This window comes from Streptomyces sp. NPDC021096 (assembly GCF_040641275.1).
Lineage (GTDB): Bacteria > Actinomycetota > Actinomycetes > Streptomycetales > Streptomycetaceae > Streptomyces.
The window spans coordinates 155170-168987 of the sequence record NZ_JBFADG010000003.1 but is presented as its reverse complement, the minus strand read 5'-3'; the positions used below and the strand labels follow the sequence as shown (position 1 = coordinate 168987).

General features: G+C 73.2%; 11 protein-coding genes. 10 read left to right on the top strand and 1 reads right to left on the bottom strand.

The genetic code is table 11. From position 1 onward, the window contains the following. Positions 1-9 precede the first annotated feature (9 nt). From AB0G59_RS07150 to AB0G59_RS07135, 4 genes are all read left to right on the top strand, one after another. Positions 10-921, top strand: a complete 912-nt coding sequence (locus tag AB0G59_RS07150; RefSeq protein WP_360909343.1) for a TatD family hydrolase — start codon at positions 10-12, stop codon at positions 919-921. A gap of 93 nt (positions 922-1014) precedes the next feature. Then, positions 1015-2475 (top strand): ubiquitin-like domain-containing protein, encoded by a 1461-nt coding sequence (locus tag AB0G59_RS07145; protein ID WP_360908906.1) that lies wholly within the window; start codon positions 1015-1017, stop codon positions 2473-2475. Continuing rightward, entirely contained in the window at positions 2472-3353 is an 882-nt protein-coding gene (rsmA, locus tag AB0G59_RS07140; RefSeq protein WP_071965831.1) for a 16S rRNA (adenine(1518)-N(6)/adenine(1519)-N(6))-dimethyltransferase RsmA, read from the top strand. Before AB0G59_RS07145 ends, rsmA begins: the two co-directional genes overlap by 4 nt. Beyond that, positions 3350-4273 carry a 4-(cytidine 5'-diphospho)-2-C-methyl-D-erythritol kinase gene (locus AB0G59_RS07135; protein ID WP_360908904.1) on the top strand — a complete coding sequence of 308 codons (924 nt, stop codon included), beginning with the start codon at positions 3350-3352 and terminating at the stop codon, positions 4271-4273. The genes rsmA and AB0G59_RS07135 overlap by 4 nt, the downstream gene beginning before the upstream one ends. Here AB0G59_RS07135 and AB0G59_RS07130 read toward each other — a convergent pair. Beyond that, on the bottom strand, positions 4262-5407 hold the full coding sequence (locus AB0G59_RS07130; RefSeq protein ID WP_360908902.1) for an acyltransferase: 1146 nt from the start codon (positions 5405-5407) through the stop codon (positions 4262-4264). The genes AB0G59_RS07135 and AB0G59_RS07130 overlap by 12 nt on opposite strands. A 175-nt stretch (positions 5408-5582) precedes the next feature. Here AB0G59_RS07130 and AB0G59_RS07125 point away from each other — a divergent pair, with 175 nt between their 5' ends. The 6 genes from AB0G59_RS07125 to galK all read left to right on the top strand — a co-directional run bounded on the left by AB0G59_RS07125 (position 5583) and on the right by galK (position 13753). After that, entirely contained in the window at positions 5583-7391 is a 1809-nt protein-coding gene (locus tag AB0G59_RS07125) for an ABC-F family ATP-binding cassette domain-containing protein (protein WP_360908900.1), read from the top strand. Between the two features lie 217 nt (positions 7392-7608). Beyond that, positions 7609-9456 carry a PQQ-binding-like beta-propeller repeat protein gene (locus AB0G59_RS07120; RefSeq protein ID WP_360908898.1) on the top strand — a complete coding sequence of 616 codons (1848 nt, stop codon included), beginning with the start codon at positions 7609-7611 and terminating at the stop codon, positions 9454-9456. 238 nt (positions 9457-9694) lie between these two features. Continuing rightward, positions 9695-10459 carry a LuxR C-terminal-related transcriptional regulator gene (locus AB0G59_RS07115; protein WP_360908896.1) on the top strand — a complete coding sequence of 255 codons (765 nt, stop codon included), beginning with the start codon at positions 9695-9697 and terminating at the stop codon, positions 10457-10459. A gap of 92 nt (positions 10460-10551) precedes the next feature. Continuing rightward, on the top strand, positions 10552-11610 hold the full coding sequence (gene galT, locus AB0G59_RS07110) for a galactose-1-phosphate uridylyltransferase (protein ID WP_360908894.1): 1059 nt from the start codon (positions 10552-10554) through the stop codon (positions 11608-11610). After that, the gene (gene galE, locus AB0G59_RS07105) at positions 11607-12587 is read left to right on the top strand and encodes a UDP-glucose 4-epimerase GalE (protein WP_360908892.1); all 981 of its coding nucleotides are present in this window, start codon (positions 11607-11609) and stop codon (positions 12585-12587) included. The genes galT and galE overlap by 4 nt, the downstream gene beginning before the upstream one ends. After that, a complete protein-coding gene (galK, locus tag AB0G59_RS07100; RefSeq protein WP_360908890.1) occupies positions 12584-13753 on the top strand; it encodes a galactokinase in 1170 nt (389 codons plus the stop codon). The genes galE and galK overlap by 4 nt, the downstream gene beginning before the upstream one ends. The last annotated feature ends 65 nt before the right edge of the window (positions 13754-13818 follow it).

Below are 13818 nucleotides of genomic sequence, written 5' to 3'. Positions count from 1 at the left end.
GCACAGAAGATGGCATCGAACAGCGGCCCGGCTGACGGCGGGCGGAAGAAGAACGACGACAAGGACGTCCCCCCGCCGCTCCCGGCGCCGCTGAACGTGCCCGTGGCCGACTCCCACACCCACCTCGACATGCAGAGCGGCACGGTGGAGGACGCCCTCGCCAAGGCGGCCTCCGTCGGAGTGACCACCGTGATCCAGGTCGGCTGCGACCTCGCCGGATCCCGCTGGGCGGCCGAGACGGCCGCCGCACACGACGCCGTCTGGGCCACCGTCGCCCTGCACCCGAATGAGGCGCCCCGCATCGTCCTCGGCGACCCCGACGGCTGGTCGCGCCAGGGCACCCGCGAACCCGGCGGCGAAGCCGCCCTGGAAGCCGCCCTCGACGAGATCGACCGCCTCGCCGCCCTGCCCCAGGTCAGGGGCGTCGGCGAGACCGGACTGGACTACTTCCGCACCGGCCCCGAGGGCATGGCCGCCCAGGAGCTGTCCTTCCGCCGCCACATCGACATCGCCAAGCGCCACGGCAAGGCCCTGGTCATCCACGACCGCGACGCCCACGACGACGTCCTGCGCGTCCTGCAGGAGGAAGGCGCGCCCGAGACCGTCGTCTTCCACTGCTACTCCGGCGACGCCGGGATGGCCAAGGTCTGCGCGGCCGCCGGCTACTACATGTCCTTCGCCGGGAACATCACCTTCAAGAACGCCCAGCCGCTGCGCGACGCCCTCGCCGTAGCCCCCCTGGACCTGATCCTCGTCGAGACCGACGCACCCTTCCTGACCCCGATGCCGTATCGCGGACGGCCCAACGCGCCCTACCTCATTCCGGTCACATTGCGCGCCATGGCCGAGATGAAGGACATCGACGAGGACGCCCTGGCCACGGCAGTCGCGGCGAATACCGCACGCGCCTTCGGGTACTGACCCCAGAAATCGCGACACCCTGTGACCATACGACTTTGGTGGGTGACGGTGGCTCCGCTACAGTCCCGGGCCTAGCCGGACCCCTGGAGTGTCGTGAGTCATGCACAGGGCAGCCCCCACGCTGCACCCCGCGCCGCGACGGAGACGCCGCCGCCGTACGACCCGTACGCGCGGCCCGATCCGTACGGCCCCGAGCCGTACGGGCTGTACGAGCCGTACGAGACCCATGCCCCGCCGTACGAGGCGTACGACCCGTACGAGTCCATCGACGTCTACGAACCCTTCGGGCAGCCCCAGCTGCCCCGCCAGGCCGTCGCCCCCGTGCTCCTGGACGACGCCGCCTCCCGCGCCGAGCCGGGCACCGGCACGACCACCGACGAGCCCCCCGGGACCGGCGGCCGCGCCGCCGCGCGCCGGGCCGCCGCCGGGGAGCGCCGCAAGCGCACCGGCACCCGCGAGCGGACCGAACCGCTGCGCCGGCTGCTCCCGCAGGCCCTCGTCGTCGCCTTCCTCGCCGGCGGCACCTCCGCCTTCATCGCCAGCGACAAATCCGTCCAGCTCAGCATCGACGGCAAGGCCCGCACGCTGCACACCTTCGCCGACGACGTCGAGGAGCTGCTGGCCGACGAGGGCATGACCGTCGGCGAGCACGACATCATCGCCCCCGGCCCCCACCACGACCTGGCCTCCGGCGACCGCGTCATCATCCGCTACGGCCGCCCCGTCGCCCTCACCCTCGACGGCGAACGCCGCCAGGTGTGGACCACCGCCCGCACCGTCGACGGCGCCCTGCGCCAGCTCGGCGTGCGCGCCGAGGGCGCCTACCTCTCCGCCTCCCGCTCCGCGCGCATCGGACGCCACGGCCTGGACCTCGACGTCCGCACCGAGCGCAGCGTCACCTTCATGGCCGACGGACGCGAACGCACCATCCGCACCAACGCCGCCACCATCCGCGAGGCCATCGAACAGGCCGGCATCAGCCTGCGCGGCCAGGACACCACCTCCGTCGACCCCGACAGCTTCCCCCGCGAGGGTCAGACGATCTCCGTCATGCGCATCACCGGCAGCCGCGAGGTCCGCGAGGAACCCATCGACTACACCACCGAACGCCGCGAGGACCCCACGCTCTACAAGGGCACCGAGGTCGTCGTCCAGCGCGGCGAGAAGGGCGTCGAGCGCGTCACCTACGAGCTGCGCACCGTCAACGGGGTCCAGCAGAAGCCCAAGCGGATCTCCTCGGAGACCGTCAAGCAGCCCCGCACCCAGATCGTGAAGGTCGGCACCAAGGCCCGCCCCACCTCCGTCCAGGGCACGGACGGCCTGAACTGGGCCGGACTCGCCCACTGCGAGGCCGGCGGGCGGCCGGGCGCCGTCGACCCCTCCGGCACCTACGGCGGGCTGTACCAGTTCGACGTCCGCACCTGGCACTCCCTCGGCGGCAGCGGCCGGCCGCAGGACGCGTCCGCCGAGGAACAGACCTTCCGGGCCAAGAAGCTGTACATCAGCCGGGGGGCGAGCCCGTGGCCCGTGTGCGGCCGTAAACTTCACGGGTGAGCTCCAGCCCCAGCACAGACGATTCCGGCGCCCTGCTCGGCCCGGCCGACATCCGCGAACTTGCCGCAGCCCTCGGGGTCCGCCCCACCAAGCAGCGCGGCCAGAACTTCGTGATCGACGCCAACACGGTCCGGCGCATCGTACGGACCGCCGAGGTGCGGCCCGACGACGTCGTCGTCGAGGTCGGGCCGGGGCTCGGGTCGCTGACCCTCGCCCTGCTCGAGGCCGCCGACCGGGTCACGGCCGTCGAGATCGACGACGTGCTCGCCGCCGCCCTCCCCGCCACCATCGCCGCCCGCATGCCCGCCCGCGCCGACCGCTTCGCGCTCGTCCACAGCGACGCCATGCGCGTCACCGAGCTGCCCGGCCCGCCGCCCACCGCGCTGGTCGCCAACCTGCCCTACAACGTCGCCGTGCCCGTGCTGCTGCACATGCTCGAGCAGTTCCCCACCATCGAGCGCACCCTGGTGATGGTCCAGTCCGAGGTCGCCGACCGGCTCGCCGCCCGGCCCGGCAACAAGGTCTACGGCGTGCCCTCCGTCAAGGCCAACTGGTACGCCGAGGTCAAGCGGGCCGGCGCCATCGGCCGCAACGTCTTCTGGCCGGCCCCCAACGTCGACTCCGGCCTCGTCTCGCTCGTCCGCCGCGACAAGCCCCTCGAGACCACCGCCACGCGCGAAGAGGTCTTCGCCGTCGTGGACGCCGCCTTCGCCCAGCGCCGCAAGACCCTGCGGGCCGCCCTGGCCGGCTGGGCCGGCTCCGCCGCGGCCGCCGAGGCCGCCCTCGTCGCCGCCGGCGTCTCCCCGCAGGCCCGGGGCGAGGCCCTGACCGTGCACGAGTTCATCGCCATCGCCGAGCAGAAGGGCGCCACGCAGTGACCGCCGCCGCCGTGACGGTTCGCGTCCCCGCCAAGGTCAACGTCCAGCTCGCCGTCGGCCCGCTGCGCCCCGACGGCTTCCACGACCTGGCCAACGTCTTCCTCGCCGTCGGCCTGTACGACGAGGTCACGGTCGCCCCCGCCGACGAGCTGCGCGTCACCTGCTCCGGCCCCGACGCCGACCAGGTCCCCCTGGACGCCACCAACCTCGCCGCCCGCGCCGCCCTCGCCCTCGCGGCCCGGCACGGGCGGGATGCGAACGTCCACATCCACATCGCCAAGGACATCCCCGTCGCCGGCGGCATGGCCGGCGGCAGCGCCGACGGCGCGGGCGCGCTCCTGGCGTGCGACGCCCTGTGGGGCACCGGCGCCTCCCGCGAGGAACTCCTTCAGATCTGCGCCGAGCTGGGCAGCGACGTGCCCTTCAGCCTCGTCGGCGGGGCCGCGCTCGGGCGCGGCCGGGGCGAACTGCTCACCCCGCTCGAGACCGGCGGCACCTTCCACTGGGTCTTCGCCGTCGCCGACGGCGGCCTGTCCACGCCCGCCGTGTACGCCGAGTGCGACCGGCTGCGCGGCGCGGCGGCCATCCCGGACCCCGAGCCGTCGGCCGCCCTGCTGGCCGCCCTCGCGGCCGGTGACGCGGCGGCCCTGGCGGCCGCCGTGAGCAACGACCTGCAGCCCGCCGCCGTCTCCCTGCGGCCGTCGCTGGCCGCGACGCTCGCCGCCGGTACGGAGGCCGGGGCGCTGGCCGCGATGGTCTCGGGCTCCGGCCCGACCACGGCGTTCCTGGTGGCCGGGGAGGCAGAGGCCGAGAAGGTGGCCGAAGCCCTGCGGACGTCCGGCACCTGCCGCGCCGTCCGCGTCACCTTTGGCCCCGCGCCGGGGGCGACGGTGTGCGGGACCGCCCGCTCATCGGCCTGAGCGAGGGATCCGTTCCGCCCGGGAAGCACCCAGCCACGTCGCGCACGGCTTCTCCACGCACTCGTGCAGGAGGACGGCGCCGCCCAGGGAGATTGCCATCACCAGGGCGGCGTGCAGGGCCAGCGGAACGGTGACGTGGTGCTGCCTCAGGAAATGGCTCGTCGTGAAGATGACCATTTCGTGCAGGAGATAGAAGGCGAAGGAAATCTCGCCGAGGTACACCACGAACCGGTTCCGGAACGGTGATTCCTCGCCCCGTACGTCCGCGCGCGCGGCCGCGGCGACGGTGAGGGTGAAGGGAACCACCGTGACCGCGACCCAGTGGAATTCCTCCGGCACGAGATGCGCCAGCGCGAAGACGGCCCCCACGGACAGCGCGACACTCGCCACCAGACCCGGGCCGCGCCAGGCGCCCTTCCTCACCAGAAGGGCGAGCGCGATGCCGATGATGAATTCGGCCAGGCGCACGGGCGGAAGCATGTACAGCGTGAACTTCGATTCCCAGCCCGCCGTGCGCCGGACGACGTCCGTGGCGAAAGGCAGCAGCAGGACGAAGACATTCCCCAGGCCGACCACGGCCCACAGGCCCGCGAGCGGCAGCCTGCGGATCGCGGAGACCAGCAGCGGGAAACAGGCGTAGAAGAAGACCTCGCAGCTCAGCGACCAGGAGACGCCGTTGTAGGCGAACCACCGGTCCTCGTCGTTGGGCACCCACGACTGCGTCAGGCTGAGATTGCTCAGCGCCAGGTCGGGGTCGAGCCTCTTGCCCATCCAGACCAGCATCAGCACCGCGATGGCGAAGGTCACCAGATGGCTGGGGTAGATACGGGCGAAACGCCGCCGCCAGAATCCGGCGGCCGCGCTGCCGGGCCGGGCCGACCAGGCGAGGACGAAGCCCGAGAGAATGAAGAAGAAGGAGACCGCCGAGGGACCGGCGAAGGTGGCGTCCTTCAGCCTGCGCAGCTGCTCCGCGGTACCGGCGCCGTACTGCTCGTAGGAGAAGTGGTAACAGAACACGAGCAGCGCCGCGAACCAGCGCAGACCGGTGAGCGATTCCAGCCGTATCCGCGAGGACACCGCCCCGGGGCGTGGAGCCGACCCGGTCCGGGGGACGGCCTCCGATATAAGGCTCACGCTCTGTCTTTCTGGCCGGACGGGAATGCGCGGATACGGGCGCGGACCGGGTGGAATTTACCAGCGGTGGCCGTCGCGGCCGGGCCGCACGCCGTGGACAGCGCACCACCGGCCCGGTCGGGGGCCTCGGCCGGGCGTGGGATCCTGGAGGCAGTCCCATAGAGCAAGGAGCGGCATGGCAGCCAACCTGGTCAATCTGGAAGCCGTCGAGAAGGTGTACGGCACGCGTGCGCTGCTCGACGGCGTCTCCCTCGGCGTGAACGAGGGCGACCGGATCGGCGTGGTCGGCCGCAACGGCGACGGCAAGACCACCCTCATCCGCATCCTCGCCAAGCTCGAGGACGCCGACAAGGGCCGGGTCACCCACGCCGGCCACGTGCGGCTCGGCGTCCTCACCCAGCACGATTCCCTCGACCCGGCCGCCACCGTGCGGCACGAGGTCATCGGGGACATGGCCGACCATGAGTGGGCGGGCAACGCCAAGATCCGCGACGTGCTGACCGGCCTCTTCGGCGGGCTCGACCTGCCGGCGTTCCCCCAGGGCCTGGACACCGTCATCGGCCCGCTCTCCGGTGGCGAGCGCCGCCGCATCGCGCTGGCCAAGCTGCTGATCGCCGACCAGGACATGATCGTCCTGGACGAGCCCACCAACCACCTCGACGTCGAGGGCATCTCCTGGCTGGCCCAGCACCTGCAGGCCCGCCGCTCGGCGCTGGTGTGCGTCACCCACGACCGGTGGTTCCTCGACCAGGTCTGCACCCGCATGTGGGACGTGCAGCGCGGCACCGTCCACGAGTACGAGGGCGGCTACAGCGACTACGTCTTCGCACGGGCCGAGCGGGAGCGGATCGCCGCGACCGAGGAGACCAAGCGGCAGAACCTGATGCGCAAGGAGCTCGCCTGGCTGCGGCGCGGCGCCCCCGCCCGTACGAGCAAGCCCCGCTTCCGCATCGAGGCGGCCAACGAGCTGATCGCCGATGTGCCGCCGCCGCGCGACAGCTCCGAGCTGATGAAGTTCGCCAGCTCGCGCCTGGGCCGGACCGTCTTCGACCTGGAGAACGTCACCGTCCAGGCCGGCCCCAAGGCGCTGATCGAGCACCTGACCTGGCAGCTGGGCCCCGGCGACCGTATCGGCCTCGTCGGCGTCAACGGCGCCGGCAAGACCTCGCTGCTGCGCACGCTCGCCGAGGCGGCCGCCACCGAGGGCGAGAAGCAGCCCGCGGGCGGCAAGGTCGTCGTCGGCAAGACCGTCAAGCTGGCCTACCTCTCGCAGGAGGTCGCCGAACTCGACCCCGCCAAGCGGGTCCTGGAGGCCGTGCAGCAGGTGCGCGACCGCGTCGACCTCGGCAAGGGCCGGGAGATGACGGCGGGCCAGCTGTGCGAGAAGTTCGGCTTCACCAAGGAGAAGCAGTGGACGCCCGTCGGTGACCTCTCCGGTGGTGAGCGGCGCCGGCTGCAGATCCTGCGGCTGCTGATGGACGAGCCCAACGTCCTCTTCCTCGACGAGCCCACGAACGACCTCGACATCGAGACGCTCACGCAGCTGGAGGACCTGCTCGACGGCTGGCCCGGCTCGATGGTCGTCATCAGCCACGACCGGTACTTCGTCGAGCGCACCACGGACCGCGTCTTCGCGCTGCTGGGCGACCGGGCGCTGCGGATGCTGCCGCGCGGCCTGGACGAGTACCTGGAGCGCAGGCAGCGCGTCATCGACGCCGCGGCCCCCGCCGCCCCCGTCGCGGACGCGTCCTCGGCGAAGGCGAAGCTCGGCGCCGCCGACGCGCGTGCGGCCAAGAAGGAGCTGCAGAAGATCGAGCGCCGGCTCGACCGCGTCAGCGAGCAGGAGGCCAAGCTCCACGCGCGGATCGCCGAGCAGGCGACCGACTTCGAGGCGGTCGCCAAGCTGGACGCCGAGCTGCGGGAACTGGCCGGCGAGCGCGATGAGCTCGAGCTGCGCTGGCTGGAGCTGGCCGAGGACGCGTGAGGGCGGTGCGGTGCGCAGCTGCTGCCAACTGACGGATCGTAAGGCGCAATAAGGCGCAACAGTCTCGTCACGGGCCGGTCTCAGGTGGTGGATAGGTCTGAGATCGGCCCTTGGGCTGTCGGCGACGGGTGGTACAAAGAACACCCGCTCGCCTGCCGCACACTGGCCGGATTCCTGCGGATTCAAGCCCTGGACCCGCGCGTAAAGAGGAAAGCTGATGTCACAGCCGCCCCAGCCACCCCCACCGCCGCAGGGCCCTCCGGCCCAGCCGGGCGGAGGCTTCGGCGCGCCACAGGCCCCCTCCGGCCCGGTGCCCCCCGGCTTCGGCGCCCCGCCGCCCGCGCAGCCCCCCGCCGGGCCCGCGTACGGCTACCCGCAGGCCCCGCCTCCGCCGCCGGGCCAGCCCGCGGGCGGACCCGCGTACGGCTACCCCCAGGCCCCGCCGCCCCCGCCGGGCGCGCCCCAGAGCCCGCCGCCGGCCGGCTACGGCTACCCGGCCCAGCCCGGCCCGGGCGTCCCCGGCCAGCCCGACATGGCCACCCAGGCCTTCGGCGCCGTCCAGCCGCCCCAGCCGCAGCAGTACGGCATGTACCCGCCCACCGCGCAGTTCCCCGGCGGCGCCCCCGGCGGTGACGGCGGCAACGGCAAGGCCAAGCAGCGCATGGCCATCATCATCAGCGCCGTCGTGGCGCTGGTTCTGGTCATCGGCGGCGGCGTCTGGTTCGCCACCAAGGACGGCGGCAAGGACGACGAGGCCAAGGGCACGACCGGCGGCCAGGACGCCGGCAAGCAGGGCGGCGCCGGCGGCGGCGCCAAGGCGCCCGCGACCATCGACGGCAAGCTGCTGTTCAGCGTCGACCAGCCCAAGGTCGACGACCTCGTCGGCGTCAAGGGCCACTGGGTCACCGACCAGGTCTACGCCAAGGTCGACGTCTACAAGCTCGTCGGCTACGGCCTCTCCGGCGGCCAGAAGTGGGAGATCCCGCTCGACGGCGAGGTCTGCTGGGCCTCCCGCCAGGCCACGGCCGACGGCAAGACCGCCATCGTCGTCAAGGACGGCAAGCCCAGCTCCGAGAAGAAGTACGGCGGCCCCTGCACCCAGGTCGTGGCCATCGACCTGAACAAGGGCGAGAAGCTCTGGCAGAAGACCGCCAAGGCGGGCGACCAGGACATCCGCTTCGACGAGGTCACCGTCGGCGGCGGCACCGTCGCCGCGGGCGGCACCAGCGGCGGCGCCGCCTGGACGCTGGCCGACGGCAAGGAGCTGTGGAAGCCCAAGCCCGGCGAGGACTGCCGCGACGACGGCTACGGCGGCGGCGGCAAGCTCGTCGCGGTGCGCCGCTGCGGCGACTACTCCCGGCCCCAGATGCAGGTCCAGACCCTCACCCCCGAGACGGGCGCGGTCAAGTCGGTCTACAAGGTGCCCGCCGGACTGCAGTACGTCCACATCGCCTCCACCGACCCGCTGGTCATCGCGGTCGACGCGGGCGGCTCCACCGGCAGCTCCGCCTCCGACTTCCTGGTGATCGACGACAGCGCCAAGGAAGCCAAGCTGCGCACCAAGATCTCCACGGAGAACGGCAAGTTCACGCCGAGGTGTCCCTCCACGGACGTCGAGGGCTGCATGAAACTGGCCATCACCAAGGACACGCTCTACCTGCCCTCCGAGGAGCACGCGAGCGGCAACACCCAGCAGGTCGGCCGCGTCAACGAGATCGTCGGCTTCGACCTGGCCAGCGGCCAGTCCAAGGGCAAGGCCGAGGGCGTCGCAGGCTCCACGCTGATCCCGCTGGGCGTCGACAAGGACGGCTACCCCATCGGCTACCAGGAACCCACCTACAAGTCGGGCGGCAGGGTGGTACGGATCGATCCCAAGTCGTTCAAGACCGATGTGCTGCTGAAGAATCCGGCCACCACGGCCGACAGTGAGCGCAGGCTCACGCCGGGCACCCACTACGGGCTGTGGTCGCAGGGCCGGCTCTACCTGGGCAGCAGTTACGCGAACAAGCCCAGCTCGGTGAGCTTCGGCAAGGAGTATCTGACGATGATCTTCGGCGGCAGCTGATAATGATCGTTTGACGAGCGCTCCAGCCCGTATCCCTGTCCGTCGCGCGTACATGCCTGAACGATCCGTTTCAGTCTCGAAGTACACGTGATTGGCAGGGATTTCGGCATTCCGGGGGACTTCTCACCGGTAAGGGGCGCGGAACGTCGAACAAGCGTGTAGCTTCCGGGGCAAGAGGGTGCCGGGGAGACCTGCGCGGGCGGCAGAGGGCGGCAGCGGGCGACAGGGGGGTTAGCGCATGGGCGTGCGGCTCATGGTGGTCGACGACCACCGGCTGCTGGCCGAGGCCCTCGCCTCGGCACTGAAGTTGCGCGGCCATCGCGTGCTGGCCGCGGCCGCGCCCAGCGCCGGGGCGGCGGACCTGGTGATCAGCCGCGCACCCGAGGTGTGTCTGCTGGGCACCGCGACCCCGGCCGAGCCCGGGGCCTTCGACCCGGTCGTACGGATCAAGCGGGAGCGCCCGCAGGTCGCGGTCGTCGTGCTCGGCCCCGTGCCGAGCCCGCTCGGCATCGCGGCCGCCTTCGCCGCCGGCGCCTCCGGCTACGTACGCCACAACGAACGCATCGAGGGCGTCGAGCGCGCCATGATGAAGGCCCGGGCGGGCGAGGCCGCGGTCGACCCGCAGCTGCTGCAGGGCGCCTTCGCCGAGCTGCTCAACCCCGCCGCCCAGCCGGACGACGAGGGCGCCCGGCTGCTGCAGCTGCTGACCCCGCGCGAGGTCGAGGTCCTGGTCCGGGTCGCCGAGGGCGAGGACACCCGCCTGATCGCGGCCGGCATGGGGATAGCGCCCAGCACGGCCCGTACGCACGTCCAGCGCGTCCTGATGAAGCTCGGCGTGGGCTCCCGCCTGGAGGCGGCCGCCCTCGCGGCGCGCACGGGCCTGCTCGACCGCGCCACGGGCTCCGCCCCCGTCCCGCCCCAGGCCGCCGCCCCCTCCCGGGGCCCCGGCCCGGCGGGAGCGCCCCCGGGCGCGCTGGGAGGCCCGCGGCCGCCCGTCGGCTGACGCGCACGCCACTCTTCACGCACTGTTGACCCGGTTGTGGGGTCATGGTTCCTTGTGTTCGGTTGTGTGCGGGGGTGTGTGAGGAGGGCGGCGTGAAGAAGACGGCGACTCGGCTCGCGGACGGCCGCGAGCTGTTCTACTACGACTCGCGGGACGACGCCGTACGCGACGACGTCGACCAGCGGCCCCTCGAACGGCCCGCGACCACCGGCGAGATCCGCCGCGACCGGCTGCTCGGCGACAGCGTCGCCATCGCCTCCCACCGCCAGGCGCGCACCTACCACCCGCCGCCCGGCCAGTGCCCGCTGTGCCCCTCCCGCGACGGCCGGCACACCGAGATCCCCGCCGCCGCCTACGAGGTCGTCGTCTTCGAGAATCGTTTCCCCTCGCTGACCGGCGACCACGGGCGCTGCGAGGTCGTCTGCTTCACCGACGACCACGACGCCTCCTTCGCCGGCCTCGACCCCGACCGGGCCGCCCTCGTGCTCGCCGCCTGGACCGACCGGACCGCCGAACTGGCCGCCCTGCCCGGAGTCGAGCAGGTCTTCTGCTTCGAGAACCGCGGCCGGGAGATCGGTGTCACCCTCGGCCACCCCCACGGGCAGATCTACGCCTACCCCTTCGTCACCCCGCGCACCGCCCGCATGCTCGCCTCGGCCGCCGCCCACCGCGAACGCGGCGCCGCACGCAACCTCTTCGACGACGTCGTCGACCAGGAGCGCGCCGACGGCCGGCGGATCGTCCTGCAGAGCGCGCACTGGACCGCCTTCGTGCCCTACGCCGCCCACTGGCCCTACGAGGCGCACCTCTACCCCCGGCGCAGGGTGCCCGACCTGCTCGCCCTCGACGACGACGCCCGCACCGACTTCCCCCGCGTCTATCTGGAGCTCTTACGGCGCTTCGACCGGATCTTCGACGGGGACAGCGGGGAGGCCGAGGGGCCCACCCCGTACATCTCCGCCTGGCACCAGGCGCCCTTCCGCCACCCCCACAGGAGTGAATTCGCCCTCCACCTCGAGCTCTTCACCATTCGCCGCACCGCAGGAAAGCTGAAGTTCCTCGCCGGTTCGGAATCCGGCATGAACGTGTTCATCAACGACGTGCCGCCCGAGGACGCGGCCCAGCGACTGCGAGAGGTAGCGAGCCCATGAGCAGCACCCCCCTGAAGTGCCTGGTCACCGGCGGCGCCGGATACATCGGCAGCGTGGTCGCCGCGCACCTGCTGGCCGCGGGGCACGAGGTGGACGTGCTCGACGACCTCTCCAGCGGCCACCGCGACGCCGTCCCCGACGGCGCCCGCTTCCTCGAGGGCCGGGTCCAGGACGCCGCCCGCTGGCTCGCACCCTCCCACGACGCCGTCCTGCACTTCGCGGCCTTCTCCCAGGTCGGGCAGTCCGTCGCCCAGCCCGAGGCCTACTGGCGCAACAACGTCGGCGGCACCCTCGAACTGCTCGCCGCCATGCGCGCGGCCGGCGTGCGCAGGCTCGTCTTCTCCTCCACCGCCGCCACCTACGGCGAGCCCGCCACCGTCCCCATCACCGAGGACGCCCCCACCCTCCCCACCAACCCCTACGGTGCCACCAAGCTCGCCGCCGACCACATGATCAGCGGCGAGTGCGCGGCCCACGGCCTGGCCGCCGTCTCCCTGCGCTACTTCAACGTGGCCGGGGCGCACGGCCGGCACGGCGAGCGCCACACGCCCGAATCGCACCTCATCCCCCTCGTCCTGCAGGTCGCCCTGGGTGAGCGCGAGGCCCTCTGCGTCCACGGCGAGGACTACGCCACCCCCGACGGCACCTGCGTACGCGACTACATCCACGTCGCCGACCTCGCCGAGGCCCACCTGCTCGCCCTCACCGCCGCCCGCCCCGGCGAGCACCTGATCTGCAACCTCGGCAACGGCAACGGCTTCTCCGTCCGCGAGGTCGTCGAGACCGCCCGCAAGGTCACCGGCCACGCCATCCCCGAGCGCACCGCCGCCCGCCGCCCCGGCGACCCGGCCGTGCTCGTCGCCTCCGCCGACCGGGCCGCGCACCGGCTCGGCTGGCGGCCCGCCCGGCCCGACCTGGCCGCGATCATCGAGGACGCCTGGACGTTCGCACGCCGGGACGCCCGGGCCCGGGCATGAGCGCCCACCGGGCCGAGCGGGCCTTCCACGCCGTCCACGGCGCCCCCTGCGAAGGGGTCTGGGCCGCGCCCGGCCGCGTCAACCTCATCGGCGAGTACACCGACTTCAACGACGGCTTCGTCATGCCCTTCGCGCTGCCCCGGCAGACCTGGGTGGCCGCCCGCGCCCGCACCGACGGGCGGCTGCGCCTGCACTCCGCGTCCGCGGGCCGGGCCGCCGAGCTGGACGTCCGGGAGCTCGCGCCCGGCACGGTGCCCGGCTGGGCCGCCTACCCCGCCGGGGTCGCCTGGGCCCTGCGCGCGGCCGGGTACGGCATCACCGGCGCCGACCTGCACATCGAGAGCACGGTGCCGGCCGGGGCGGGCCTGTCCTCGTCCGCCGCGCTGGAGGTCGCCACGGCCCTCGCCCTGGACGGGCTGTTCGGGCCCGGCCCCACCGCCGGCGCCCTGCCCGGGCTGGCCCGGCTGGCGCAGCGGGCCGAGAACGCCTTCGTGGGCGTCCCCTGCGGGGCCATGGACCAGATCGCCTCGGCGTGCTGCACCGACGGCCATGTGCTGCACCTGGACACCCGCGACCTGACCCGGCGGCAGATCCCCTTCGACCCGGCGGCACACGGCCTCACCCTGCTGGTGGTCGACACCCGGGTCACCCACGCGGTGGGCGACGGCGGGTACGCACGGCGGCGCGCGGGGTGCGAGTCGGCCGCACGCGCGCTGGGCGTGCGCGCCCTGCGGGACGTGCCGTACGCGCAACTGTCCGCCGCCCTGGAGGAGTTGGCCGGAACCGGCGGTGCGGGGGAGTGGCCGGCGCTGGTGCGGCACGTCGTGACGGAGAACCGCCGCGTCGAGGAGGTGGCCGCCCTCCTGGGGGCCGGCGACGCCCGGGCGGCCGGGCCGCTGCTGAGCGCCGGACACGCCTCGCTGCGCGACGACTTCGCCGTCTCCTGCCCGGAGCTGGACCTGGTGGTCGCCGCGGCGCTCGGCGCGGGCGCGCTCGGGGCCCGCATGACCGGGGCGGGGTTCGGGGGCTCGGCGGTGGTGCTGGCCGAGGAGGCGGCCGCCCGGGCGGTCCGGGCGGCGGTCACCGGTGCGTTCGCCGAGGCCGGGCACCGGGAGCCGCGCGTCTTTACGGCGGCACCGTCGGCGGGCGCGCGGCGGGTGGCCTAGCCCTGTGGCGGAGCCGGCCGGTGTTCGGTCACGGCGCGGACCACATCGCGTCGTTCCGAGTCGTT

Coding starts and splice junctions, on each gene's coding strand:
- galK (WP_360908890.1), top strand. CDS start 12,584: ATGAGCGCCCACCGGGCCGAGCGGGCCTTCCACGCCGTCCACGGCGCC.
- galE (WP_360908892.1), top strand. CDS start 11,607: ATGAGCAGCACCCCCCTGAAGTGCCTGGTCACCGGCGGCGCCGGATAC.
- AB0G59_RS07150 (WP_360909343.1), top strand. CDS start 10: ATGGCATCGAACAGCGGCCCGGCTGACGGCGGGCGGAAGAAGAACGAC.
- AB0G59_RS07115 (WP_360908896.1), top strand. CDS start 9,695: ATGGGCGTGCGGCTCATGGTGGTCGACGACCACCGGCTGCTGGCCGAG.
- AB0G59_RS07120 (WP_360908898.1), top strand. CDS start 7,609: ATGTCACAGCCGCCCCAGCCACCCCCACCGCCGCAGGGCCCTCCGGCC.
- AB0G59_RS07125 (WP_360908900.1), top strand. CDS start 5,583: ATGGCAGCCAACCTGGTCAATCTGGAAGCCGTCGAGAAGGTGTACGGC.